This is a genomic window from Alicyclobacillus acidocaldarius subsp. acidocaldarius Tc-4-1 (genome assembly GCF_000219875.1).
Taxonomy (GTDB): Bacteria; Bacillota; Bacilli; order Alicyclobacillales; family Alicyclobacillaceae; genus Alicyclobacillus; species Alicyclobacillus acidocaldarius_A.
This window is the reverse complement of record NC_017167.1, coordinates 2,353,674-2,376,650: the sequence shown is the minus strand read 5'-3', so window position 1 is coordinate 2,376,650 and position 22,977 is coordinate 2,353,674. Positions and strand designations below refer to the sequence as shown.

Annotated in this window: 33 protein-coding genes; 30 read left to right on the top strand and 3 right to left on the bottom strand. The window is 55.9% G+C overall.

What is annotated here, in order from left to right; translation table 11 throughout:
- Positions 1-2: 2 nt before the first annotated feature.
- Positions 3-251 (bottom strand): helix-turn-helix domain-containing protein, encoded by a 249-nt coding sequence (locus tag TC41_RS16000; RefSeq protein ID WP_014465245.1) that lies wholly within the window; start codon positions 249-251, stop codon positions 3-5.
- Positions 252-342: 91 nt separating this feature from the next.
- Between TC41_RS16000 and TC41_RS15995 the strand changes: the two genes are divergently transcribed.
- Both TC41_RS15995 and TC41_RS11570 read left to right on the top strand, forming a co-directional pair.
- Positions 343-573: a helix-turn-helix transcriptional regulator gene (locus TC41_RS15995; RefSeq protein WP_081462281.1), complete on the top strand. Its 231-nt coding sequence runs from the start codon at positions 343-345 to the stop codon at positions 571-573.
- A complete protein-coding gene (locus TC41_RS11570) occupies positions 570-920 on the top strand; it encodes a hypothetical protein (protein WP_081462280.1) in 351 nt (116 codons plus the stop codon). The genes TC41_RS15995 and TC41_RS11570 overlap by 4 nt, the downstream gene beginning before the upstream one ends.
- A gap of 26 nt (positions 921-946) precedes the next feature.
- On the opposite strand, the gene TC41_RS11565 is transcribed toward TC41_RS11570, so the two are convergent.
- On the bottom strand, positions 947-1,306 hold the full coding sequence (locus TC41_RS11565; protein WP_014465242.1) for a hypothetical protein: 360 nt from the start codon (positions 1,304-1,306) through the stop codon (positions 947-949).
- A gap of 20 nt (positions 1,307-1,326) precedes the next feature.
- Between TC41_RS11565 and TC41_RS15990 the strand changes: the two genes are divergently transcribed.
- Positions 1,327-1,500 carry a hypothetical protein gene (locus TC41_RS15990; RefSeq protein WP_237699930.1) on the top strand — a complete coding sequence of 58 codons (174 nt, stop codon included), beginning with the start codon at positions 1,327-1,329 and terminating at the stop codon, positions 1,498-1,500.
- A gap of 388 nt (positions 1,501-1,888) precedes the next feature.
- On the opposite strand, the gene TC41_RS11560 is transcribed toward TC41_RS15990, so the two are convergent.
- Positions 1,889-2,227 (bottom strand): ribbon-helix-helix domain-containing protein, encoded by a 339-nt coding sequence (locus tag TC41_RS11560; protein ID WP_041695400.1) that lies wholly within the window; start codon positions 2,225-2,227, stop codon positions 1,889-1,891.
- Between the two features lie 165 nt (positions 2,228-2,392).
- On the opposite strand from TC41_RS11560, the gene TC41_RS11555 reads away from it, so the two are divergent.
- From TC41_RS11555 to TC41_RS11435, 27 genes are all read left to right on the top strand, one after another.
- Positions 2,393-2,563 carry a hypothetical protein gene (locus TC41_RS11555; protein WP_008340968.1) on the top strand — a complete coding sequence of 57 codons (171 nt, stop codon included), beginning with the start codon at positions 2,393-2,395 and terminating at the stop codon, positions 2,561-2,563.
- A 14-nt stretch (positions 2,564-2,577) separates the two neighbouring features.
- On the top strand, positions 2,578-2,745 hold the full coding sequence (locus tag TC41_RS16575) for a hypothetical protein (RefSeq protein WP_014465239.1): 168 nt from the start codon (positions 2,578-2,580) through the stop codon (positions 2,743-2,745).
- Between the two features lie 102 nt (positions 2,746-2,847).
- Positions 2,848-3,081 (top strand): hypothetical protein, encoded by a 234-nt coding sequence (locus tag TC41_RS11550; protein WP_014465238.1) that lies wholly within the window; start codon positions 2,848-2,850, stop codon positions 3,079-3,081.
- Between the two features lie 85 nt (positions 3,082-3,166).
- Positions 3,167-4,093, top strand: coding sequence for a PD-(D/E)XK nuclease family protein (locus tag TC41_RS11545; RefSeq protein ID WP_014465237.1), 927 nt, complete (start codon positions 3,167-3,169; stop codon positions 4,091-4,093).
- A 33-nt stretch (positions 4,094-4,126) separates the two neighbouring features.
- The gene (locus tag TC41_RS11540; protein ID WP_014465236.1) at positions 4,127-4,954 is read left to right on the top strand and encodes a hypothetical protein; all 828 of its coding nucleotides are present in this window, start codon (positions 4,127-4,129) and stop codon (positions 4,952-4,954) included.
- A 263-nt stretch (positions 4,955-5,217) separates the two neighbouring features.
- Positions 5,218-5,838, top strand: a complete 621-nt coding sequence (locus TC41_RS11535) for a hypothetical protein (protein ID WP_014465235.1) — start codon at positions 5,218-5,220, stop codon at positions 5,836-5,838.
- A 494-nt stretch (positions 5,839-6,332) separates the two neighbouring features.
- Positions 6,333-6,668, top strand: a complete 336-nt coding sequence (locus TC41_RS11530) for a hypothetical protein (RefSeq protein WP_014465234.1) — start codon at positions 6,333-6,335, stop codon at positions 6,666-6,668.
- Positions 6,669-6,684: 16 nt separating this feature from the next.
- Positions 6,685-6,891, top strand: a complete 207-nt coding sequence (locus tag TC41_RS11525; protein ID WP_041695399.1) for a hypothetical protein — start codon at positions 6,685-6,687, stop codon at positions 6,889-6,891.
- 87 nt (positions 6,892-6,978) lie between these two features.
- On the top strand, positions 6,979-7,605 hold the full coding sequence (locus TC41_RS11520) for a BRO-N domain-containing protein (protein ID WP_014465233.1): 627 nt from the start codon (positions 6,979-6,981) through the stop codon (positions 7,603-7,605).
- Between the two features lie 836 nt (positions 7,606-8,441).
- The gene (locus tag TC41_RS16330; protein ID WP_014465232.1) at positions 8,442-8,600 is read left to right on the top strand and encodes a hypothetical protein; all 159 of its coding nucleotides are present in this window, start codon (positions 8,442-8,444) and stop codon (positions 8,598-8,600) included.
- Between the two features lie 1,242 nt (positions 8,601-9,842).
- Entirely contained in the window at positions 9,843-12,254 is a 2,412-nt protein-coding gene (locus TC41_RS11515; protein WP_237699929.1) for a DNA primase family protein, read from the top strand.
- A 19-nt stretch (positions 12,255-12,273) separates the two neighbouring features.
- Positions 12,274-12,762, top strand: coding sequence for a hypothetical protein (locus tag TC41_RS11510; protein WP_041695398.1), 489 nt, complete (start codon positions 12,274-12,276; stop codon positions 12,760-12,762).
- Between the two features lie 6 nt (positions 12,763-12,768).
- The gene (locus TC41_RS11505) at positions 12,769-14,589 is read left to right on the top strand and encodes a DEAD/DEAH box helicase (RefSeq protein ID WP_014465229.1); all 1,821 of its coding nucleotides are present in this window, start codon (positions 12,769-12,771) and stop codon (positions 14,587-14,589) included.
- Positions 14,590-15,482: 893 nt separating this feature from the next.
- Positions 15,483-15,668: a hypothetical protein gene (locus tag TC41_RS16460; RefSeq protein ID WP_158306748.1), complete on the top strand. Its 186-nt coding sequence runs from the start codon at positions 15,483-15,485 to the stop codon at positions 15,666-15,668.
- A 31-nt stretch (positions 15,669-15,699) separates the two neighbouring features.
- Positions 15,700-16,230, top strand: a complete 531-nt coding sequence (locus tag TC41_RS11500; protein WP_237699928.1) for a sigma-70 family RNA polymerase sigma factor — start codon at positions 15,700-15,702, stop codon at positions 16,228-16,230.
- Positions 16,231-16,345: 115 nt separating this feature from the next.
- Positions 16,346-16,534 (top strand): hypothetical protein, encoded by a 189-nt coding sequence (locus TC41_RS11495; protein ID WP_014465225.1) that lies wholly within the window; start codon positions 16,346-16,348, stop codon positions 16,532-16,534.
- Complete coding sequence (locus TC41_RS11490) at positions 16,525-16,887, top strand: DUF4406 domain-containing protein (protein ID WP_237699927.1); 363 nt, start codon at positions 16,525-16,527, stop codon at positions 16,885-16,887. Before TC41_RS11495 ends, TC41_RS11490 begins: the two co-directional genes overlap by 10 nt.
- Before the next feature lie 16 nt (positions 16,888-16,903).
- Entirely contained in the window at positions 16,904-17,212 is a 309-nt protein-coding gene (locus tag TC41_RS11485) for a hypothetical protein (protein WP_014465223.1), read from the top strand.
- On the top strand, positions 17,200-18,309 hold the full coding sequence (dnaN, locus tag TC41_RS11480; RefSeq protein WP_014465222.1) for a DNA polymerase III subunit beta: 1,110 nt from the start codon (positions 17,200-17,202) through the stop codon (positions 18,307-18,309). The genes TC41_RS11485 and dnaN overlap by 13 nt, the downstream gene beginning before the upstream one ends.
- Positions 18,310-18,570: 261 nt before the next feature.
- Positions 18,571-19,059, top strand: coding sequence for a hypothetical protein (locus tag TC41_RS11475; protein ID WP_041695888.1), 489 nt, complete (start codon positions 18,571-18,573; stop codon positions 19,057-19,059).
- Complete coding sequence (locus TC41_RS11470) at positions 19,050-19,241, top strand: hypothetical protein (protein ID WP_041695397.1); 192 nt, start codon at positions 19,050-19,052, stop codon at positions 19,239-19,241. Before TC41_RS11475 ends, TC41_RS11470 begins: the two co-directional genes overlap by 10 nt.
- 114 nt (positions 19,242-19,355) lie before the next feature.
- A complete protein-coding gene (locus tag TC41_RS11465) occupies positions 19,356-19,763 on the top strand; it encodes a DUF669 domain-containing protein (RefSeq protein ID WP_014465219.1) in 408 nt (135 codons plus the stop codon).
- A gap of 2 nt (positions 19,764-19,765) precedes the next feature.
- Entirely contained in the window at positions 19,766-20,173 is a 408-nt protein-coding gene (locus TC41_RS11460; RefSeq protein ID WP_014465218.1) for a hypothetical protein, read from the top strand.
- A 384-nt stretch (positions 20,174-20,557) separates the two neighbouring features.
- Complete coding sequence (locus TC41_RS11455) at positions 20,558-20,773, top strand: hypothetical protein (protein ID WP_041695396.1); 216 nt, start codon at positions 20,558-20,560, stop codon at positions 20,771-20,773.
- 46 nt (positions 20,774-20,819) lie between these two features.
- Positions 20,820-21,212 (top strand): RusA family crossover junction endodeoxyribonuclease, encoded by a 393-nt coding sequence (locus tag TC41_RS11450; protein WP_041695395.1) that lies wholly within the window; start codon positions 20,820-20,822, stop codon positions 21,210-21,212.
- 77 nt (positions 21,213-21,289) lie between these two features.
- Positions 21,290-21,877, top strand: coding sequence for an AAA family ATPase (locus tag TC41_RS11445; RefSeq protein WP_041695394.1), 588 nt, complete (start codon positions 21,290-21,292; stop codon positions 21,875-21,877).
- Positions 21,878-22,078: 201 nt separating this feature from the next.
- Entirely contained in the window at positions 22,079-22,783 is a 705-nt protein-coding gene (locus TC41_RS11435) for a putative quorum-sensing-regulated virulence factor (protein ID WP_014465212.1), read from the top strand.
- Positions 22,784-22,977 lie beyond the last annotated feature (194 nt).

The window sequence follows — 22,977 nt, the reverse complement described above, 5'->3', positions numbered from 1 at the left end:
TACTACGGATCCCGCTCCGATGACGACGAGCTGCGCGTCGGTGGTGTGGGGTCGTCGGTGCGACCCACGAGGTAGTCCAGGCTGACGTTGAAGAAGTCGGCAAGTTTCATTGCCGCCTCAAGAGATGGAGTCTTGTCGCCAGTTTCGTAAAACGTGATGAGACGCGGCGTAACTCCAATCGCTGCCGCGACATCATCTCGACGAAGATTGCGCTCTTTCCGTAAAAAACGCAGTCGTTCTCCCAATAACACGAAGCAACATCCTCTTGACAGGGTACTTTTAGTACCTTAGAATCAAAGGTGTGTAAGGTACCTTGGGTACCTTAGATAAGGTGGTGAGACAATGCGAGAGCGGCTTCGGCAAGCTCGCATAGAACGCGGAATGACGCAGGCCGAAGCGGCCCGCTGCCTTGGAATGACGGAACGAGGATACCGTCATCTTGAGTACGGCACTCGAAATCCAAGTCACGAAACTGTACAGCGCGTCAACGAAGTGTTTGGTCTGAGCTATGAAGACTTGATGTACAACGTGCCCACAAAGAACAGAAGGCGCAGAGGTGATGCTATCGCATGAGCACAGTGCTTGAACAAACAGACATCACATCGCTGCTCGAGGAACTGAACGAACTGAAACAGCGAGTGCAACAACAAGAGCAAGCGATCGAAGCACTGCGGGCTCGTAAATCCAGGTTCGATGATGGCGTGTTTGCCCAGGTGCGCGAAGAGTTTATGGCCCGCATTCGACCACTGGTTGACGATATAAATCTCAGGACCGCACTTGAAAACGGTCTTTCAGCCATCCTTCGCGCGCGGTATGGCGTGAAACGCGTAAGGTGGCTGAAGGAATCCGACCAGGACGAGATTCGCGAGATCGCAGACACGATCGCACGAATCATCGAGCGCAAACGAACGGATCAATGATCACATCGCCTGAGAACCTTGAAAACTCAATCCGCAAACGGATCATCATCGCTCGGCCGAGGATCCACCCACCGTCCACGCGGATACGGCCTGAACTCCTCGGGCAGGTCAGACCAACGGAGGACGGACAGTGACCAGCGGCGCTCGGTGTCACGCAGGACCAACATGGCCGGTGACACCTCCACGAGCATCGCCGATTCGACGAAGAACGCGCCGCCGTCCAGGGCAATCAGGCCGCCTTCGTCGCGGCGGGAGACGCGGTGGAGTACGGTGTCGATCACGAGACTCGATTTTCCACCGCACGTCAAGGTCATGCGGACAGGTACTCCGACAAAGCGTTCGATGATCTCGTCGGCGCGGTCGCGGGTTTCGGGCAAGGGAATCACTCCTTAAAGGGATGGGACTCATGGTTGCACAGAACCTAGCAAACGAGGATTTGATCGTCCTCTACGAACGCAGCATTCAACTCCTGAGCAAGCACATTGAGTTTCCACAGGTTCAGGAGATCATCAACACGATCAAATTTGCGGTGTTGTGCATGAAACATCCGGATAAGGCTCAGAACCTCGCCAAAATGTAACGAATAAATTCCGATGTTTTCCTCGAATCATGAAGTGGACAGGGGATGATGACACGATTTCACCTTTTGGTATGCAGAAGACGCCTTTATCCAAGTGAATGAGGTGCAGACTGTCTTCACCTGTAGTCACGTGACCAATAACTGTATCGAATTCAAGGACTGCATGATCCTCATGGAATTGTAAGTGCGCACGAACCTGCCGCCCAACGAAGCGAGAAAAGATCTCGTTTACGGATTGGTCGCGGGTTTCGGGCAAGGGGATCACTCCTTCATGAAAGGGTTGGTATACATGACTGAGATTACAAAGACGACAAGCGTTGATGTAACCAACATCCTCTTACGGTCGGGATGGAAATTGGTCGGAGTTCAGCCCACTCCGAGCGGATTCTTATTCAGTCTTCGACTTAGGAAAGCCTAGAACGAAACGTGGCGCGTCTTCGCCGTTTGCATTGTGCAAGAACCCAACCGAGAGCAGCACCCATCCACGCCGAAGCATATCATTGACGACATTCGGATCAGATTCCACGGAAACCTGTTGGTAGTCTGCGTGCTCGAAATCTGATTCCGAAATGTCTCGAACGAAAGCTTTGAAGCGTAACCCAGTGCGAATCAAAGCCAAAACAGCATCTGACCGCGATTGATAGCGGTAATCAAATCGGAAATCTTCAATTTCCTGAAAAAGTTTCTCGGGCAGTGTGATCATGATTCTCGGTTTATCGGTTGGCACTCACAACACCTCGCCTCTCATTGTACAGTAGTGCAGCAGTGATGCAAAGGACAAAGCGAATCGATAAATCACAACACACCATGGTGTTGCACGCTTGATTGAAAAAATCAGTTGACAGGTGTTGCACCTTTGCATTAGAATACGTTCAGAACCGAGGTGAGAAACATGCCGACGGAAATGAAGCGATATGTCGTGTCGATCCCCGATGAGCTCTTGGAGAAGTTGGACGCAGTGAAGCAACAGGTCTTCTATTCGCAGAGTTGGTCCGAAACTCTTCGAGCTCTGATCGAGAAGGGTGCAGATCAGTACCTGGAACAAACCAAAGTCAAGATTTGAAAGGGGACAGTTGAATGATCGTCATTACCCCCGACGCCAGTGTTTATGACGAACTCATTTCCGAGTACTACGCGGCATGCTCGTTGGTCGAACGTTTCAACGACCCGTGGTCAGCGGAGGCGGCGCGAACACTTCGATTCGTGATTCGGATTTTGAAGGAGGCGAACAGCAATGCAGTATGAACTAATTCTTGCCCGCTTAGTCGACGCCGACCGGAACGATCCGGATCGCGCGCGGTACACCATCGCAGACCTTGAAGCATTGTGCCAGGAGGTTGAGGTGGCATGACCTACGACCAGTGGAAGCTGATGACTCCCGAAGAAGACGCGGCGCTTTGGGGACTCGGCGAAGACGAAAACGAATGGTTCGACGAAGACGAGATGTTGAAGTGCGAGTGCTGCGGAGACGTGCTCGATGAGGACACCGCCATTCAGGACGGGCCATCTTGGTTCTGTTCGGAATGCTGGGAGGAAAACACCGAAGAAAGCGAGGTCGATGCGCAAAAAGAGAACGCCTGATGGGAACAGGCAGTAGAACAATACGCACAGCGCACCACAGATTCTAGCACGAAGCTCGGGCGTTGGCAAGGGGAGGGCGTAAAAAATGGTGGAACTACTGACACACAGCCGCATCGCGATGCGGCAGCAGTGCCCGCAGAAAGAACACTACCACTATGTGGAACGTCTTCGCCCGCGCGAGGTCTCCTGGGCGCTCTCAATTGGAAGCGCGTGGCATCGGGGGTTGGAGTTGTGGCAGCGGGGCGAGGTTGACGAGGACGGTGCGGTGAGGACGGGCTTGGAGACGCTGGACTGGATCCGGCCAGAGAGTGAAGAGGAGCGGTACAAACTCCAGCTTGAGCGCATCCGCACCGAATGCATGATTCGGTTCGCAGTTCGACATTTCAAGCCGCGACGGTTGGTAGCGGTTGAGAGAGAGTTTGAAATTCCAATCTTGAATCCCGCCACCGGGCACAAGTCGAGAAAGTACGCGCTGGGCGGAAAGATCGATGGGATTTGCGAAGATGAACATGGAAACCTGTGGATTCTTGAGAACAAGACCACGGCCTCCATCGAACAGTTCAAACAGAGTTACGGTATGTCCCAACAATTAACATTATATGTATATGCTGCGTCGCGGGTCTTCGACAGGCCGATTGCAGGTGCAATCGTGAGAGCTGTGCAGAAGAGCCGCATGGAACCCAAACGGCGCAATGGAGAGGTGGTGGAAACCTGGGAGGACTTCCGGGACCGGCTCCTGGCGGAGTACGAGTCGAACCCCGACAAGTACTTGTCAGAAGACGAGGTGATCCGAGCCCCAGAACAGATCAAACAGTTTGAAAGCGAACTTTGGATGGAGTGCTTGGAACGCAATTGGCAAGCGCGTTCGGGTGTGATTCGTCACAATACCAGTAATTGCCATCAATATGGTGGTTGTCCATTCCTTCCACTCTGCCTAGGTGTGGAAGGTGCACGAGAGTCGATGTTCTTCGTCAGTTCGACAACGCATGACGAACTCACTGAGACAGCGTAACAACGAACCAACGAATTCAAGGAGGAATGAACCATGACCACACTGGCACAGTACGATCCGAATCTGCTTCAGAAGCTCGGGTTGACGGTCGAACAGGCGCAGGAGCTCGAAGCTCAAGGAATCTCACTCGAACAATACGCTGAGACCATGCAAGATGCCGCGCAACTGGAAGAGAACGCCGAAATTCTTCCCGTAAGATATCGGATCGTTGCGCAAGCGGCCGCCTTCCAAAACGAGGCAACTGGAGAAATTATTCAGAAATTAAGAGTCAGAATCCCGTTTTTTCACACAAGTCGAGTGCTGTTTGCGCCTCAGAACGAAGGTGAAAGTGCGCCGCCGCTCTGCACGAGTCACGATGGCAAGATCGGACGCTACGTTGCGGACGATGGACTCATTTCATATCGAAAGTGTCAGGGTTGTCCGTTTGATCAGTTTGGTAGTGATCCGAATGGTGGAAGAGGGAAAGCATGCAAAACCGTTCGACGAATCTATCTTCTGGAAGAAAATTCGCAAGTGCCTGCGATTCTCGGACTGCCACCTTCGAGTCATCGGGCGTGGGATCAATTTGTCAGCGCGCTTCGCTTTCGTGGTCAACTGGTGAGCAGTTATGAAATCGAACTTTCGCTGGAGACAAAACGAAATGGCGCGTTCGTATGGAGTCAATTGCAACCTCCGAAGATACTTCGGGAATTGACTCCAGCGGAAAAGTACCGCGTCGTGTCGATAGGAAAAGAGCTTGAAGCACGGCACAAATCGATCACGGTGGGGATTGAAGATTATCTGCAAGTCAACGTGGAGAACTCCAATGGTTCGTCAACAGAAGAGACACAACAAGGCGAAACAGCCGGACAAACAGCATGAACAGCGGAGGGTTCGCCTCCGCACACCACTTCCGAATCCTTCGGGGGTGGCGTGGGGCGGCGAAGGTCGCTCCAAAAGTATGGCTTGCCGTGGCCTGGCCAGGCGAGGCGGGGCATGGTGTGGCATGGTTCGGCGTGGTAGAGCGTGGCATGGCCGCTTCCCCGGTTGAGCGCTGGACACCGAGGTAGTGTCTGAAATTAGCCGGGAACAACAAAAGAGCGGCGTTCGCGCCGCTCCATCCTAAACGAAAGGGTGAAAGACGAATGTCGGTTGCCAATACCATTATAGGCTACACGGTTGACGGAGACAATGTTCGTTTCGCGACGCCGTATCGGGCGGCTGTGCGACTGAAGGGATCGACGCCTATATTATTCCATCGATGGGACTGTGAGGATGTTGAAGCCAAGGCGCAAGCCGCCAAGGGCAGCGCGATGAAGAAGACGGACAACTGGGAAGCGTACCTTTACCGGAACGAAGACGGCGAAATCTGCATTCCCGGTGTCTACCTGCATCAGGCGCTCGTGAACGCGGCGAAGTTCAAGCAGGATCCTCGCTCGCCAAGAAAGTCAATGTCAGATTTATCTAAAGCTGCATTTATCGTGACGCCGTGGCTGGCTTCAATGGGAAAAGCACAACCAGACTTTCTTGATAGACGCCGTGTTTTAGTTCAACGAGCGGGAGTTACCAGGGTTCGTCCAGCGCTGTTACCAGGGTGGGAAGTTGAATTTCAAGTTGAGTGTCTTCTTCCAGAATATATCAGTCCGGAACTGCTCTATGACCTACTGGTTCAAGCGGGAAGGTTGGTTGGAATTGGAGATTATAGGCCAATGTTTGGAAGATTTCAGGTGGTGGAGTATAAGGTGTTGGAGGACGACGTGGAGTGAGTGCCTTGAGCGGAAGCTTCGCTTCCGCGACGTGTCTCCGAGGTGTCTCGGAGGCGGGTCGGGGCGGCGAAGAACCGCTCCAACGTTCATGGCCGGGTGTGGCACGGCAAGCCTCGGTGGGGTAGGGTCTGGAATGGCTTGGTGAGGCGGGCTGAGGCGTGGTCAGGTTCGGCAGGCTATGGCAAGGCATGGTCGCTTCGCCGGTTGTGCGCTGCCCGCCGTGGTAGCGGGTGAAAACAGCCGGCACCATAGCCCACTGTTACAGTGGGTGAACCTCCCTTTGTCAACGCCTAGAGAGCGCGCAGGGCGCGCCCCTGCGCCGGGCGCTCAAAGGTGCAGGCGGCACGGTTGACACGGGACTGATCACCCCGTGGAGACTTGCGGTTCGAGTCCGTACTTTGAGCGCCGCGCGGAGGGGCGCGAAAAGAAGGCTCCTACGAGGTTGATTAGGAATTTGAGGATGCGACAGAAATCGGACCAAGGAGGACAATAGCATGCATCGGATTGTCAATTTGACACCACACGAACTCACATTCATCGGCTCGGATGGAACTACCATCGCACGAATCCCGCCTTCTGGCATCGTGGCACGGGTGGCGAGCACATCGAAGCAAATTGATGTGCTTGATGGTATCCCGGTCTTCAGCACGGAGTTTGGTGAAGTTGTCGAGTTGCCGGATCCGGAGGAGGACACGGTGTACGTCGCCTCGACGCTGGTGGCGCAGGCTGCGGCGAGGGCGGGGCGAACGGATGTGTTTAGCCCTGCGGAGGCCATCCTGGACGAAGAGGGCAGGGTGATCGGGTGTCGGGGGTTGCAGCTTCCGGTGTAGGATTTGGTGGTCATCTATGGCGGAATATCTGCTGGCGGTTATTGGAGGAGATCTATTAGGTGCCGTCTTGGCTCTTGTTCTGATCAAACTCTGGGACAACGAAGATTTGATGTGGTTTGTCAGAGTGTTCTTCGCGGCGCTTGTGCTCATAGCGTTATATCCGTTCATTCTGGCGGGATGGGGGATCTACAGAGCCGTAGAACGACTGAGGTTGGTGCGTTGAGCGTTTCGCCCTTGCGCCATGGGTCGAATCTTTTCGGCCCAGACCGAAATGGCAACTTCTAATCGCAAGATCTTCAGGAGGGATACCATGCAACCTGTGGACAAGAGCGGAAACCAAACGATGGAATGGATGTTCAAAGGCCATCGAATCCGAGTCGTCATGATTAACGATGAACCGTGGTGGGTGGCTGCTGACGTGCTTGTGATTCTTGAGTTGGATCGTAAAGCCTTGGAGCGGATCGACGAGGATGAAAAGGGTGTGAGTTCAATTCACACCCCCGGCGGTCAACAGAACATGACCATCATCAACGAAGCCGGTTTGTATTCACTGATCTTGGGCAGCCGCAAGCCTGAGGCGAAGGCCTTTAAGCGCTGGGTCACCCACGAAGTCTTGCCCTCCATCCGCAAGACCGGCAAGTACGAGACGCCTGAACGTCGCGAGCAGTGCGAGGTAGCGGATAAACAACTGAAAGTCATGGAGCTTAACGTGAGGACAGAGCAGGCGAAGCTTCTGATCGATGCCGCTCACCGTCTGCAGGATCGCCTGTCTGACCTGATGATTGAGCGCCTGCTCATCGTCAGCGCGAATCTCATGGCGGGGTATGACGCTATTGGGATTCCGACCGATGGTCCGAGTTTGGCGGATTTGATGAACAGCGGCCAACACGGCAGGACGCGGTTCCCTGACATCAAACCATACTGGAAGCCGTTTTAATGGCTTGCGCAAGGCCCTCGCCCTTGCGCCCTGTACCGAAGGTCTTCGGTACAGAGTGGAGGGGCGAACCCTCTCGGGTGTCTGACGACGCCCACACCAATGACACCAGGGACGCCGAGCGCGCGTTCCCGGCGCGGGTCGTATCGCCGTCACGACAGCACGATATGAACACTCATGAGGCGATGTGCCGCGTCAGAGCGGACCTTGGCAACTGAATAATCCCAGAACCCTTTTCTCCGCCGCCGTGCCCGGCGCGCGAGCTGCATCATTACGCGCCTGATGCGCGCTGTTGTCCCAAGCAGTTCGTGCGCTGCGCCGGGCGGCGGAGGCACCGCCCGACCGTGGCGTTCGGCAGGCGCAAAATCGTGGGACACGGCAAAAGCGAGTGTTCCGCGCTTCAGACACGTTCGCGCCTGTCGGGACGCCATCGGGTGAGAACTCACGCTGCCCTAACTCCTTACGTGGCATGGCGAGGCTAGGCTGGGCGCGGTTCGGCCAGGCGAGGCGTGGTGTGGTAAGGTAAGCTATGGCAAGGCATGGCCGCTTCGTCCGCTGTGCGCTGCCCGCCGTGGTAGCGGGTGAAAACAGCGGACATCACAATGTGTCGTACTGGCTGGAAGATTTAGTGGTAGGATTCACACGCATTTCGACGAATAACAGGTGGTGAGAGCATCACTTCATGCGCACATGATTGGCGTTGGGACCCGCGACCGGATCTCGTCAGCGACCACAGACTGTGGGAAGTCCTACTGACTCAGGTCGTGAGTGATGACACGCTGGGTTGGACGCTAAATGCTTCCCGATGTGGCGGAGCCACATTGAGATGGGAAAACGGTATGTACCACATCGTGCCGATCATCGACCCGAGGCTCGGGTTCGACAGCGAAGAAGAGTGGCTTGAATTCCGAGAGAAGTGGCTGCTGCCGATGAAGGTGGAGATCACCCAAGCCCTTAAGCGCCTAGCCCAAGCCACCAAATTGGAGGATGCATCATGAGACGTGATCCGAGCAACAGGCGCTATGATCCGGGGCTGCTCCTAGATTGCTCCTATCTGCAAAATCCCGAGAAGCCTTGTGCCACAAGGGATCTCGGGGTGTGATCCGAGTGATCCGGGGTCGAAAACGCATCTCTATAAAATTGCTGCTTCGATTCGTTTCGATACCATTTACAAGCAACTTTATCCATATTAACCCATGACTCGACGACAGTAACTATTTGTAAACGAATCGAAGCACTCATTTCTTCTCAACCGTAAATCTGGCTAGGATCACTCGGATCATACTCCAGAATCCCTTACAGCACAAGGGATTCTAGACTAACACCACTCGGATCACTCTAGGATCATCCTAGGATCACGCTCGGATCACCCTCGGATCACTCCTATATTCTCCTTACTTCCTTCTCTCTTAGAAAAGAAAAAAGGAAGGAAAGAGAATAGTGAAAACCTTTCATTGGAATTGGTGTTCTGTTGATTCGTTTCCATGTTCCGCCTTCTGCCTTGATTCCGAGAACTGGGAGTGAGAGGGATGCCACGAGACTGCAAGCTGTGTGATTCTGCCATCCGGGAGGAAATCGAAACTCGGTGGTTGGCTGGAGAAAGCTACCGGGGGCTCGAAACGTGGTGTGCAGAGAACGGAGAAGAGATTTCCGATTCGGCGATTCGGCGGCACATGATCGAGCATGCGTTCTGTGGTGATCCCGCCGAATCGATCGACTTCCTGCGATGGTGGTTCGAGGGGGCGGCAGGCTACGTGGAGATCAGGCCGATCCCGAACCGGAAGGACGATCGGGAGATGGCGTTCAAAGCCGTTAAGGCGCGGCGGTCGTTCATCACGAAGGACTTTGAGGCGTTGCGGGACTACTTTGACCGCGGGTACAGAAGCCCGGACATGGCGCGATGCGGATGGTACTTCGGCACCTGCTTGCGCGACAAGCCAGTGCAGCGGACGCAGGAGGGGCGATGGATCGGAGGCAGCGCAGACGACGTCGTGGCCTGTCCAGGGGCTTGGGCGGACGTGGACGACCACGGCCGGGAAGACGACGAGGAACGCATGGCGCATGCCGAACGCGTGTTGGCTATGTTGGCGGACAAGGGCTTCATCCCCAGCGCAGTTGTGCGGTCGGGCGGAGGTCGAGGACGGCACCTGTACTTCAAGTTCGAGCGTCCCGAGATGGATTGTGAGCGCGGGCGACGGATTGTTTGGAAGCTCGCAAGGGTACTGTCAAGCGATCTCAACGTGGCCGATGTTGCGAGAGTGATGCGGATTCCAGGCTCCATGCACACGAAATCGGGGCGCATCGTCAAGGTCACAGTTGAAGAATGGCGCAAGGATGCACTGTACAAGCCTGACGAACTTGAGGCAGCAATTGACGGGATTGCTGAGGCGTTGGGTATTGATTTAACGCGGACAGAGTCAGTGTCTGCGACAGATGACGGCGGCGAGTTCACGGGCGATTGGAAGCCTGTCCCCGCTGACTTTGTCGAAGAGCAATTGCCGACCATCTGTGCAAGGTTCAAGGCTTATGTGCAGGATCCAAACATTGTGACCGAACCTATATGGCATAAAATGGCATGTCTACTGAAATCGATGGTTCCTGACTCTTCCCTCTTTCACAAATGGTCGGAAGGCTATGACGTGGGACCGGGCAAGCGATACAACGCGATCGAGACTGAGAGAAAGTTCCGATCGTCGCGACCGATGGCTGTTCTGTGTTCCACGTTCCAAGAACTCGATCCGATGAGTGTTTGTGCAGCGTGCAGGCACTTTCAACGGGGATCCAGTCCGGCCACGTTTGTTCGGAGAGCCTACGCGGCGAAACTGGGGCTTCCGGGACTTTACGGCGCTCCGGATGAAGTGGATGGACCGAAGATGGACGGGCTTCCGACAAAGACGACGGAAGAGGCGCTGCATGCTAACGGAGGAGCTCGGGTCGCCGCGGGCGCAGAGGATTTGGTGGAAGTTCCCGAAGATGTGATCGTACACGATCCTGTCGCTTGGACCGAGGATCTAAGCGAAGCGCCGGAAGACAACACAAACTGGTGCGAACAGCCGTTTACGAATCACACGGCTCGGAAATGGGCGCGGGAGAAGAAGGGATATTTCGTCTACGTCGATGAGGAAAAGGGGAAAGAACACCTGCTGTTCCGGCGCATGGCGACTCTCATCAAAAAGGATTTCAACCTACAGTACTTCTTTCAATCCTGTTACTACTACGACGGGACGATCTACACGACGCCTACAGATGATGGAAAAGACGAGGCAGTCATCCGGGACTTTATCCTGGAGGCCCTGGAGACCATCAAGCCGACCTGGGCGACGTGGTCACGCGCAGAAGAGATCAAGCGGATGTTGATTACCAACCTCGAGCATGACAAAGACCATTCCGTCGAATCCATTCGGGTGCACGAGGTTTGGAACACCGAACCGTTGGTGCCGTTTGAAAACGGGCTCCTGGACATGAGTGATCCGTTTGACCACGATTGGCGAATCCATGAGTTCTCGCCACGACATCGGATTAACTGGAAGCTGACGATTCCGTTCTTTGAAAATTGGCACCGAACTCCGAAGTCATGGACGCTTGCAATGAAGGACGCGGAAGTCGACGTGCTGGACTTCTTCCGTACGACGTTTCCGGATGACGAGACACGACGTTCAATTCTCGAGTTTCTCGGTTATTGTCTGTGCAGATGGGATCAGTCCGAAGAGTGCTACGCCATTCTCTACGGGCCAGGCCAGAACGGTAAGTCAACGCTCCTCGGTATGCTGGCGAAGGCCTTCGGGATTTACGCAGTGACGGAGAGCGTGCAAAGCCTCGAACGCAATCGCTTTGCTTCAGCGTGTTTGACTCGGGCAGCGATCGACATCGTACCGGACATGGCGGGCACAGGGATCGAGGACACGAGCTTCCTGAAAGGCTGGATCGGCAACGATGTGGTTCGAGCCGAGCGCAAGTTCAAGGCTTCGTTCGAATTCAAGCCGCAGACGAAGTTGATTTACGGCGCGAATGAGTTGCCGCCCACGAAGGATCCGACCCATGGCTACTTCCGACGGATCCTTCTGTACCCGATGATGGAGCGCTTCAAGCGGCAAGGGCCGGGGTGGGTGGAACGGCTGAGGACGCCTGAGGCGCTGTCGTACATGTGCTACCTCGGGTTGCTGCATTATCGGCAGATGCGACGTGAAGGCCGCAACATCACGGAGTCCAAAGAGATGCTGCGCGAAAAGGACTATTACTGGCGTGCAAATGATGTGGTGAAGGCGGCGATTGACGAGGGGATTATCGAACTCGGCAAGGATTTCAGCGTGCCGCGGGATCTGCTTCAAAAGGCGATGGAGATCTATGCGAAGGAGACGGGGCGCAAATATCCGGGAGCTGCGAAATTGCTCGAACGGTTGCGGAACTATGCTCCCCACAAAATCGACTATTCGCGCCCGCGCTGGAAAGGTAAACCGATTCATGTTTGGACGGGCGTTCGCCTGGGCGAAGCGGGGCGAATGCTGTTGGTGAGTCGCGAAGTCGTGAATCTGGATCAGAGGAAGTTGGAGTACATCTCGATGCCAGTCACGGAGGCGTACGCTGAAGAGCACAAGTTCGATGATGTTAGCATGCTTGAATCTGGTTCTTTGCCAAAAGGCGTAATCCAATAGGAACAATGAGGTGTTGACGATGTCGATGAACATCATGAAGTGGGAGAAGATGAGCAGTCCATATTCCGAGGACGCATGGATGGAATTCGCTCAAAAAGGTGATTTTCGACAAGCGATTTGGATGTATGTGTTGAAGCACGTCGGAACATCGTTCGCGGAACTTCAACGACATTTTCGTACTTACATCCCTGTGGATGGAGAGTACGGGCTAACCATTGCTCCAAACAATTTTCTCTGGTGCGGCATGAGTAAAGCATTTGCAGTGTATTTGCTGGATTTGATTCAGCGCCGTCAGTTGTTCATTTTCGTGCCTGATCGTTCGCAGCGGGGATGGGTGGTGCTGAATTATGTGGTCGACGGAGGCGTGTTGACCATTCCCTATTCCAACCATTTCGGTGCCTACAAGCGTCCGCACTGGTCGCCATGTGTGCTGAATGTGCTTCCAGATGACAGTGCGAGGCTACGCGCGTTGAACAGCAAAGTTGAAATGTGTCGATTCACGGGGTGATGGAGATTGAGAACCATTACCGCCAAACACCAAAACGAACTCAAACTCCGCGACTACCAACTCGAAGCCGTCGACGCGATTCGACGATATCCAAAGCCGCGGCCTATCCTCGTGGCCGCGACGGGCGCAGGCAAGACCGTGATGTCGTCGCAGTTCGCCGTGGAGAGGCTTGAACGCGGGCCGGTGTTGTTCCTAGCCCACCGCGACGAGTTGCTCGATCAGACGCTGGAGAAGTTCTCGGTGGTGTTCGACGCCTTGGCTCCAAAGGGGTGTGAGGTGAAGGTCGGTCGGATCCAAGGCCCGGACGACGACGTCGAGGCGGATTTCGCGGTGGCGAGCGTTCAGACGATCTCGCAGTCGGAGCGCTTGGAGCGCTGGATGGACGCGCATGAGACGACACCCACCGTGATCACGGACGAGTGCCACCACGCGACGGCGAGGACGTACATGCGCATCTACCACGCGCTCGGGTTCCTCGGCGCGGTGCCGGATGGTCATGTGCATCTGGGACTCACGGCGACGCCGTATCGAACCGACAAGGCCGACCTCCGCAAGGTCTACGACGGCGTGGCCTACGCGATCGGGATCCACGACCTGATCGACATGGGGTTCCTGGTTCCGCCGAAGAGCGTGAAACTCGAGATCGTCGAAGGTCTTGAGGACAAGAACGACGGCGATTGGTCGGATGCTGAGGTCGAGGGCGCGGTGGATACGCCAAGTGTCAACAAACAGATCGTCGCGGCGTGGCAGGCGCAGGCCTCCGACCGGCTGACGATCGCGTTCTGCGCCAGTGTGGAACACGCGTATCACCTGGCGGAGGAGTTCGAGCAGGCGGGAGTCCCCGTGGCGGTGGTGCACGGCGCCTTGCCCAAGGAGGCGCGTCGACAGACCCTTGACGCGTTCTCAGATGGAAATATTCGAGTCCTATGCAATTATGGCGTACTTACAGAAGGATTCGATCGGCCCGAAGTGTCCTGCATCATCATGGCGCGACCCACCTTGTCTCACAGCCTTTACGTCCAGTGCGTTGGCCGAGGCCTGCGGATCGCGCCGCACATCTTCAAGCAGGACTGCTTGGTGCTTGATGTGGTCGGGGTCACGGACGTGCACCGGCTGATGACGGTGGATCGGCTGCTCGCGGGCGAGGACAAGGACGAAAGCGGCGAGAAGCGCGAGCGGGCCGGCGGCGAGCGCGGGCCGAGGGTCGCCAAGCGGCTTACGGCGAGCGCGTTCCGGTGGATGCGGGTGCGCGAGCGTGTGTGGCTCGCGCGAGACTTCCGCGGAAACTTTGTCCGGGTCGAGCAGACGCAGGTCGGCTGGTACGTGGCCTATGGACGATTCAGTACGGACGATCCGAGCGATAAGCCCGAGATGCACCGAGTGTACTTCGGGCCGGACTCCGAGATGGCCTGGGGCGCGGCGGCGACGTACGCGCAGATCGGGTTGTCAAAGAGTGCGGTGGGGGCCGAGGAGGAGTGGATGGATCTGCCGCCGACGGAGAAGCAAGTGGCGGCGCTGGAGCGCCGAGGTCTGCAAGCGCCGCAGACGCGGTGGGAGGCGGCGGAGCTCCTGACGAAGCCAACGCCGAGGCAGGAAGAGTTGCTTAAGCGGATCTTCAAGGCGAACAACATCCCGTACGCGCTGTTGCCCGAGACGATGGACGAGGCGAACGCGCTGCTCAATGCGGTGCTTGGGCAACGGCTGGAGCGACAGGAGTTTCTGGTGCGGTACGCGATGGTGTTGCCGCATAGGTGGGAGATCTTCCGGGATGTGGTGCAGAGGCATGAGGAGTCTAAAGCGGCGGCGGAGGCGATCGGTGTTGTATGACGGCTCACCTATGGATAGAGAGGGATGAGTCCGTGAACGAGAGCTTGTATAGAGCGGGTGTATGATCCAAAACCCGAAAGGAACATGACGCGAGGAGGGACATCTGTGAATCTGATTCCGTATTTATATCATTCTCTACATTTGACAAAGGGCACATATGCTTTCTTGGACATTTCAATTAGTTTTGTATATTTTGTTGTTGGGATGCCATTGTTTCTTCGAATACTTGAATTTGGATTTTACAATTCGCCAAATAGTGACCAAGCATCTTGCAATCCAGGGAACGATAACAAACATCAAAGACATGATAAGTGCCCCTAAAATTGACGTGAGTAACGAGAAAAGAGTAAACCCGAGGCTTAAGAACCAGGTCCCGGGATTCGACCAACTGAGATTTGGTGCGTATTTTGAATTTTCAAGTAGAAAGTACATCAAAAAGAATAGTATGGCTCCACTAAGACATATCATGAACATTTCGATCGTCGAGCGATTGTATGGATTCGTGTTTTTGAAGCGTGGATGGAACCAGCAAAAGATTCCCCATAACGAATCGCGATACCACAACCAAAGCAAAGATAGAAAAGGGCTGGAAGGAGTAGATGAATGTTCGTTCTGTACGCTTCGGCATTCTTCTTTCTTTTGGGAATCTTGAAATTGCGACCGAAACGCCATCGGAGAGAGTTCGAAGAAGAGGCTGGAGCTTTCGCGTTGGCGTATAGCATCTTTGGTCTCTTGATTTCCGCCTTTCTCTGGTTCCTTACAGGAGTTTGGTTCTGATGGTCTCATGATACCTCCAGAACAAAAGGAGATGGTATTGATACCTAGGCATTCGAGAAGAAGATGTTCGATTCCTGCACGTGGGAAGCTCTATTGGAAATCGAGATTGGAGGCGAATGAGAACGATGAAAGGGAACAACCCGGTCTGGGTGGTCGCACAGTGGTGGCCGGGTGAAGTGGATGTGCCGCCACTCATCGAGGTGTACAAGGATCCGGAATACGCTGCGGAAGAGGCGAGGATCAAACAAGCCGACGATCCCCACTCACAAGTTGGGATCTTCATGACATGGGTCAAAGAGTGAGGCTGTAGAAGGCAGCGGTGAGGCAATGGTGATGAGGATGAACGACGCTCAACGCGAACTAGCTGCGAAGAACATTGGGTTGGTCTACCACATTGCTCGTCGTTATCGCTACCGCGCCGAACGGGTAGGAATCGAATTCGACGATCTCGTAGCAGCGGGGTTGCTTGCGTTGTGCAGGGCGGCGTTGTTCTATCGCGTTGGAGTCGGAAAATTCGCTGGATTTGCTGCGCTGGTGATCGCACGTGAAATGCAGAAGCTGATTGTGTGTGCGGTGAGGCGTCAATTGCAACGGTCGATCCTGCTGGAGTTTGAAGACGAAGACGAAGGCGAAAAGCAAGTGGAGAGTCGGGATCTTCGGCAGGAGTTTGACTGGAGCGAGCTTGAGGTTCGCGAGTTCATGGCGGAGTTGACGCCGCGAGACCGCGCGATTGTCGGGTGGACGGTTGCGGGGTATTCGCAGGCCGAGATCGGGCGCAGGTTGGGCGTAACCCAGCCTTCGGTGTGCCGGGCGTTGAGGCGGGCACGGGGAAGATGGATTGCCTTGCAGACGGTGAGTGGTTGACGAGAACAGCGACAACCCTAAGATGCTCGATTCATCTGTCGTAGCGCCGGATTCCATGCTCATCGTTTTGGAGTTAATAAACATCTCAAAAGATCTTATAAGGAAGGATGATGCGATGGAGATCTTGGTTCAGAAAGACTACTTGGACGCGCTCATCAATATCGCTTGCGAAGCGGACGAACTGATTGTCGAACTGGAGGATTACGACTTGCGGGCGGGTCAGGCACTAAGGGCGCGGTTTGCGCGGTGGTTTGAAGTCATTGACCGATACGCAGAGGAGGGGCGGCAAAACGCGTGGCACTGAAAGACCTGGATACGCTCAAACGTGACGGTCGCTGGTACTTAGCCGGCCCCATGTCCGGCTACCCGGATTTCAATCGTCCGGCGTTTCACGAGGTCGCGGCGAGGCTTAGGGCGAAGGGGCTGGTGGTGGTGAATCCGGCGGAGATCCGCGGTGACGACGACTGGCAATGGGACGACTGGATGCGTGCAGCGTTGCACTGCCTGCTCGGCTGCCACGCCGTGGTGTTCCTGCCGGGTTGGGAGTCCTCGCGAGGCGCGCAGTTGGAACGGACGATCGCGGAGGCCTTGGGGATGCCGATGTTCGAGTATCGCGACGGAGAAGTTGTTCCGTTTGTCCTGCAAACATCCACTTAATGAGAGGGGTGGTTGAATGTTTGAGTTTGCTGTTTGGGAGCAGGGTCGAGTTCGCATGAAGCGCGGCTTGTGTCTGGGCGTCGTGGAGGAAGGCGAGTACCCGCCGGTCTACGAGGGCCGCGGGTTTCGGATGGCCTACGATCCGAACAAGCCATGCGACGAGACGCGGTTGCTCATGGCAGTGCCGAGGTTCTGCAAGGTGTCGGTGGTGCACACCATCTACCTGGTTGTTCCGCAGGCAGTCACGCCGAAGGATCGCGAGGCATTGCGTCAGGCAATCGTGCAAAATTCGACATCGGAGGCCGAGACAATATGCGGTGCCTAATCGAGCAAAAAATCCTCCAACCTGCGCTAGCTGCACTCGCTCGCATCGCGCCGGCGCGAACACCCAAGACCATACTCCAGGGCGTGCTGATCGAGGCCAATGGCGGTCAAGTCACGCTCACGGCGTATGACTTGGAGGTTGCGCTTCGGATGACACTTGAAGCGCACGTCGTGGATTCGGGTGAAATCGTGCTCCCGGCGAAACTGCTGTCAGACTTGGTGCGACGGCTTCCGGAAGGCCCGATTGATATCGCAACGATCCCTCCATACCACTTGAATGCCAGCTTGGACTCGGGCACGACGCACATGGAGTTGAATGCTCGCGACGCCGTGGAATTTCCGACGTTGCCTGACATGGTGGGCATCGAGCCAGTGGAGATCCCGGCGAAGGCCATCGTCCAAGCGATTAAGGCTGTGGCCTATGCAGCGGCGAAGCAGGACCAGGTGAGGCGGATTTTAGATGGCGTTCATGTCCGGTGCGAAGACGGTCGATTGGTCTGGACAGCGACAGACGGGTTGAGGTTGGCGCGAATGGCGCAGAAGTTGGGGCGAGATTTGCCAATTCGGTTTACGGTTCCGCGACGCGGGCTATCAGAGCTCTTGCGACTATTAGAAGACGAAGAAGACACGACGGTGCAGGTGTACCAGAGCGCCAACTACGTGATGTTCGCGTGGGGGAATGTCCGGTTGTACGCGCTCTTGTATCAAGCGGAGTACCATGACGTGACTCGGGTGATCCCGACGGAGTTTATCGCGGAGTGCATGGTGGAACGTGATCGGCTTGAGCAGGCGGTCGAACGTGCGATGATTCTCGCTGAGAACGAACATCACTCGGTCACGATGGATTTGTCGGACGGCGCGCTACACATGACATCGCGAGCGAGAGATCGCGGTCAGGCGCGCGAAGAGGTGCCGATTCTCGAATCTTCGGGTGAGAAAGTGCGGGTGACGCTCAACGCGCGATTCATGTTGGAGATGTTGCAGGCGATGGAAGGCGCGACGGTGAGGATGCGATTTGCTGGGCGGAGTCGACCGGTGGCCTTCCATGATGACGATGATCACCTGCATTTGATCTCGGCGATCCTGACGAACGACTGATTTTGTCCTGCAAGCCACGCAATGGTGAGGTGGTGATTATGCTTGATCGAATTGCTCGACGACGATCCCCGGCGTGGGAGACAAGCGAGGTCTACCGAGCCTACCAAGAGGCGCTGTTTGAGGCTGTCGAACGTTGTCGCGCCGCTGAGGTGGCTTATGAATGGGCCGACGATCCTGCGGAACCTTTGGCGTTTGCAAATCTACAAAAGGCGCGAGCTGAAGTCTCCACCATTCTACGCGAAGCGAGGGAGGCATGGCGAAATGGAAACGACGTGGAGCGTGTCAGTCACTGAGGTCTACAACCGACTGACCATTGTCTGTGAGTGCTACGACCACTTCCTGCGGGAATTGCAGAGCCACTGGGCACAATGCGAGGCCAGTCACAACCGGGCGCTTCGGGATCGTGCCTACGCATACCGCGAGATGTTGGATTCGCTCTTGGATCTCTATCACGATTTGCGGGAGGCACAGTCGTTGGCCAGGGCGTGTGTGGAGGCGCAGCAGGCGAGTGCGGCGGTCCAAGGCAATGTCGTCGCGATTCCGACAGAGCGATATCAGGCGCTGATGATGCTCTACAGTGCGGTCAAGCGCCGGGTCGATGCGAGCCAGGCGTTGCTCGGGGTGCGGAAGGACGATGAGCTTGGGCATGAGCTTGTGGCGGAGCAGGTGCGGTTGGCGCTGAACGAGGAGCGGATGGCGCTGGCAAGTTTGGCGCGGCAGTTGGAGGGGGAGCGAGCGAGTTGCGGTTGAGCATCAAGGAAGCAGAGGTGCAGGTTGTGGTCGACGGAGGCGAGATTCGGGTACTTTTGTCCGATGCACACGGTCCACTGGAGCTTGTGATCGACCAAGAGACAGCGAGGAAGTTGCGAGATGGTCTCAAACTGGTGACGAGAGACGAGCCGCGTGGTGGGGGGCCGATGCCGTTAAGTTAGAAGAGGGCATTTTCAGAAGTGAATCTGTTGTCTGCCACTCCCCCTCCAAGTAGAGCGGGAGCCGCTGCCGCATACGCCCAGTAACTGGAACATTGAAGAAACGGAGGATGAAAAATGAATCTTACCGAACTGGACAAGAAGTATCAGGACGTCGAACCTGCCAAGGGTGGATATCAGCCGCTGCCAGACGGCACGTACGTTTGTCGCTTGGAGAAAGCGCAAGTGAAGCAGAACAAGGGCAACGACGGCTTGCACCTCGCGCTGGTGTTTGTGGTTGATGAGGGTTCTCACAAGGGGCGGCGCATCTTCCACCACCGGCCCATCAACAACAACGAGAAGACGTTGGCGTGGCTCAAGCGGGATCTCCTGGCGATAGGCTACACCGATTATCTGTCTCGGCTGCCGGAGCTTCTGCCACAGTGCCTCGGACGCCTGGTGAAGGTGGAACTGAAGACGGTGACGATCCCGGCCACGGGGCAGAAGACGCAAGTGGCCTATCTGGATCCGGTAAAGGGGCGCTGACCATGAGGGCCGCACTGGATCGGTACACGGCGGAGTTTGTTTTGTGGAGTCGGAACACGCCCGCGCGCAACCTGGTCGCGCTGGTCTACGATGTGCGGGATCGGGACGGCAACCTGCTACGGGAGCATGCGTGGCTCCAACTCGGTCGGCGCTCGCCTCAGCATCAGCCGCCGCTTCGCCCAGGCGAGATCGTCGAGTTCTACGCTCGGCGCGAACGTTATCGACGGCGGAAGCCTCCGCCGCCCGGCGTGGAACAGGAGCCGTGCATTGGGTTTCGAGTCGTGGGCTGCTTGTATCCCGTGGATTTTGACCGAGAGGAGGATGTCGATGAATCGACGCCAGTCATGGCGCAGACGCTTGCGCCGATTGTTGTTGCCGTGGCGCAAGGAGCGAGTGTGGATCCCCGTTGATCCGCCTGATCGCCGACAACCGCCTGCGACGCCGGAAGCTTGGGAGGATGATTTTTGATGGTGAGTGATGAAGATGCAAAACGCTCCTAGGAATGAGTCGAGACAAGCAACCGTCGTCGAAGCCCGACCACTCAAGTGGCGACGCGGGTTGCCGACGGTACTTGAAGTGGTGATGGAAGTCAACGGTCAGGTTCGTGTGCAGGAGTACATTCTTCGTCCTGAGAGCGCGTTTCGACACAAACGAAAGGCGTGATTTCAAGCATGTCCAAACGAAGGGCGCGCAAGATGGAAAGACCGAGATGCCGACTGTGCGGGCACTTTGTCCGCTATCCGTGGAGTCCTCTTTGCGAGGATTGTCGAAGTGAGTTTGGGGGGACGACAAGGATGAACGAACGACTGGCGTTACTCGAAGTCCAATTGCAACAAGCCGATGAGCGCGTTGCTCGCGCGAAGGCGATTTGGTTTGAAAATCGCCATACAGATCGCGCCAACCAACTCTATGAGCGGTACCGCGCCGAGCAAGCGTACCTGGCCCGGCTACTCGACGCGATCGCAGCGCCACAACGCAGTGGGCGTGGAAACCCACGAACCGCATGCTAACACAAGTTTCGCCGCTAAACCATGCCAAATGATTGGAGGCCATTCCATGCGTCTGGTGCTCCCGCTTCCGCCATCTGTCAATCATGCCTATCGAAGTTTTGTGCATCCGAAGACAGGGCAGCGGATGCGGGTCCTCAACGCCAAAGCGCAGAAGTTTCGGCGCGACGCGGCCTATCTTGCGCTTCGTTGGCGGCAGGCGACAGGGTGGCAGATGCCGCAACCAGGCACGAAAGTGGTCTTGCGCTTGTGGTACTTCTGGCCGTCAAATCGCCGGATGGATACGCATAATCGAGAAAAGGTGCTGTTGGATGCTCTGGAGGGCGTCTTGTATCCAGAAGACCGGTGGGTGCTGGTTCAGGAAATGGACTTTTTCGTAGACCGAAGCAACCCGAGGCTGGAGGTCGAAGTCCTGCTGCACAAAGAGTTAAGCGCGATGTAACCGATTTTGCCGCGTGCGTGGCGAACCTGGTTGAGTTATGCTTGGTATAGAACATATGTTCGTTAGGGGCAAAGGCTATGGAACGGCGATTCCAACACGTGTTTCTGATGGGACCTATGGGGGCGGGAAAGAGTACTGTGGCGCAGTATCTAAGACGGGAGATGAGCTATGTTCGGTACTCGCTGGCGACGCCCGTCGACGCCGTGCTTGATATTGCGGCACCGTGGCTGAAGGACGCAAGTAAGGCGGTGCGGCGGCCGTATCTACAAAAGGTCGGGCGGTTTCTTCGTGAGTTCAAACCAAATCCGCTGCTTCTTGCTGCGGAGGAGGTGTTGAAGCACACTGTGAGTCCGATCGTCATCGACGATGGACGAACGGTTGAAGAAGCGGTGTGGGCGGACCAGCACGGGTTTCTCGTCATCATCCTCACCGCCTCAGAGTTCGTTCGGCGGCGTCGGATACTGGCGCGAGACGGAGAGCTGCCCGACGGACGGACGCATGAGGACATGACCGAACAGCAGTGGCAGCATGCGCGCGGGTTTTTGATCGATACCAGTGATCTGACGGAAGATGAGATGTGCCAAATGGTGTGTGCCGCGATTGAGGCACGTCGGTTGGCGATGTGCAAACGAGAGGAGAGAACGGCAAATGGCGATGAGGCATGAGCACGGCACGCCGGTGCCAAATCGACATAAGGAGCGAACAACAGGTCCGTCGGAGTTATCGATCTATCGTATGGATCCCGTTGAGATGGATCGATATCTCCGGGAAAAGTACGGCGCGCGGGTGTTCTCGAAACCGACAGAGAAACCGCCAGTGGGAGCAGAGCTTGCGACACGAAAAAGTCAACGAAAGAGGGCGAGCAAGTGAGATTGAGTGAAGCGCGTTTTGTCGTAATCGACACTGAGACGACCGGCCTTCCACCCGAAGGCCGCGTCGTCGAACTTGCGCTGGTCGAGGTGGGACTGGACCGCGAGCCGCAGATCGTGTACTCGGCACTGGTTGATCCCGGTTGCCCGATCCCTCCCGAAGCTTCGGCGGTGCATCACCTGACGGATCGCGACGTCGTAGGAAAGCCGAGCTTGTCGCAGATCTGGCCCAAGGTGATGCGGTACATCGAGGGAGCGATCCTCGTTGCGCACAACGCCGAGTTCGATCGTGGGATGCTGCCGGAGACGGGTCGACCGTGGATCTGCTCGAAGCGTCTGGCGCAGCACTTATGGCCCGACGCACCGCGGCACTCAAACCAGGTGTTGCGGTACTGGCTCGGGATCGATGTGGAAGTGGGAAATCCGCACCGGGCGCTCGGCGACGCGATCGTGACGGCGCATGTGTTCCAACGGGAGCTTCAAGCGTATCTGGAGGCGGGGTATCCGGATGATGTGGAAGCCTTGATCGCGTTTGCAGAGTCGCCCATTGAGGTGCAGACGATGCCGTTCGGAAAGCACAAGGGCATGCCGTTGAAAGACGTGCCGCTGGACTATCTCGACTGGGCGTTGCGCAATTTACAGGACCTTTCACCGGATTTGCGGTGGAGCATGCAGAAGGCGCTGGAGCAGGGTTTGGGGTGAACGGGATGAGTGCAGTCGCCCAACTTCTGCTCTACAGAATACGGAAGATAATATTGAAGAATTTTTTAAGAGCATATTCCTTATTAAACGACAATTTAAGGGAACGAATTGACACGGCGCCTACAGTCTTTGATCTTGATGATTATCAAGTGCAGTGGTACGATGAATACCACACAACATACGTACGGGAATGA

What these genes read in the sequence shown, in the direction of transcription:
- TC41_RS11485 (WP_014465223.1), top strand. Translation starts at nt 16,904, where the DNA reads ATGTTTGAGTTTGCTGTTTGGGAGCAGGGTCGAGTTCGCATGAAGCGC.
- TC41_RS11500 (WP_237699928.1), top strand. Translation starts at nt 15,700, where the DNA reads ATGAGGATGAACGACGCTCAACGCGAACTAGCTGCGAAGAACATTGGG.
- TC41_RS11455 (WP_041695396.1), top strand. Translation starts at nt 20,558, where the DNA reads ATGAACGAACGACTGGCGTTACTCGAAGTCCAATTGCAACAAGCCGAT.
- TC41_RS11450 (WP_041695395.1), top strand. Translation starts at nt 20,820, where the DNA reads ATGCGTCTGGTGCTCCCGCTTCCGCCATCTGTCAATCATGCCTATCGA.
- TC41_RS11530 (WP_014465234.1), top strand. Translation starts at nt 6,333, where the DNA reads ATGCATCGGATTGTCAATTTGACACCACACGAACTCACATTCATCGGC.
- TC41_RS11550 (WP_014465238.1), top strand. Translation starts at nt 2,848, where the DNA reads ATGACCTACGACCAGTGGAAGCTGATGACTCCCGAAGAAGACGCGGCG.
- TC41_RS11445 (WP_041695394.1), top strand. Translation starts at nt 21,290, where the DNA reads ATGGAACGGCGATTCCAACACGTGTTTCTGATGGGACCTATGGGGGCG.
- TC41_RS15990 (WP_237699930.1), top strand. Translation starts at nt 1,327, where the DNA reads ATGGTTGCACAGAACCTAGCAAACGAGGATTTGATCGTCCTCTACGAA.
- TC41_RS11510 (WP_041695398.1), top strand. Translation starts at nt 12,274, where the DNA reads ATGTCGATGAACATCATGAAGTGGGAGAAGATGAGCAGTCCATATTCC.
- TC41_RS11520 (WP_014465233.1), top strand. Translation starts at nt 6,979, where the DNA reads ATGCAACCTGTGGACAAGAGCGGAAACCAAACGATGGAATGGATGTTC.
- TC41_RS11465 (WP_014465219.1), top strand. Translation starts at nt 19,356, where the DNA reads ATGAATCTTACCGAACTGGACAAGAAGTATCAGGACGTCGAACCTGCC.
- TC41_RS11540 (WP_014465236.1), top strand. Translation starts at nt 4,127, where the DNA reads ATGACCACACTGGCACAGTACGATCCGAATCTGCTTCAGAAGCTCGGG.
- TC41_RS16460 (WP_158306748.1), top strand. Translation starts at nt 15,483, where the DNA reads ATGAGAACGATGAAAGGGAACAACCCGGTCTGGGTGGTCGCACAGTGG.
- TC41_RS11545 (WP_014465237.1), top strand. Translation starts at nt 3,167, where the DNA reads ATGGTGGAACTACTGACACACAGCCGCATCGCGATGCGGCAGCAGTGC.
- dnaN (WP_014465222.1), top strand. Translation starts at nt 17,200, where the DNA reads ATGCGGTGCCTAATCGAGCAAAAAATCCTCCAACCTGCGCTAGCTGCA.
- TC41_RS11460 (WP_014465218.1), top strand. Translation starts at nt 19,766, where the DNA reads ATGAGGGCCGCACTGGATCGGTACACGGCGGAGTTTGTTTTGTGGAGT.
- TC41_RS11475 (WP_041695888.1), top strand. Translation starts at nt 18,571, where the DNA reads ATGGAAACGACGTGGAGCGTGTCAGTCACTGAGGTCTACAACCGACTG.
- TC41_RS11495 (WP_014465225.1), top strand. Translation starts at nt 16,346, where the DNA reads ATGGAGATCTTGGTTCAGAAAGACTACTTGGACGCGCTCATCAATATC.
- TC41_RS16330 (WP_014465232.1), top strand. Translation starts at nt 8,442, where the DNA reads ATGTACCACATCGTGCCGATCATCGACCCGAGGCTCGGGTTCGACAGC.
- TC41_RS16575 (WP_014465239.1), top strand. Translation starts at nt 2,578, where the DNA reads ATGATCGTCATTACCCCCGACGCCAGTGTTTATGACGAACTCATTTCC.
- TC41_RS11535 (WP_014465235.1), top strand. Translation starts at nt 5,218, where the DNA reads ATGTCGGTTGCCAATACCATTATAGGCTACACGGTTGACGGAGACAAT.
- TC41_RS11525 (WP_041695399.1), top strand. Translation starts at nt 6,685, where the DNA reads ATGGCGGAATATCTGCTGGCGGTTATTGGAGGAGATCTATTAGGTGCC.
- TC41_RS15995 (WP_081462281.1), top strand. Translation starts at nt 343, where the DNA reads ATGCGAGAGCGGCTTCGGCAAGCTCGCATAGAACGCGGAATGACGCAG.
- TC41_RS11555 (WP_008340968.1), top strand. Translation starts at nt 2,393, where the DNA reads ATGCCGACGGAAATGAAGCGATATGTCGTGTCGATCCCCGATGAGCTC.
- TC41_RS11570 (WP_081462280.1), top strand. Translation starts at nt 570, where the DNA reads ATGAGCACAGTGCTTGAACAAACAGACATCACATCGCTGCTCGAGGAA.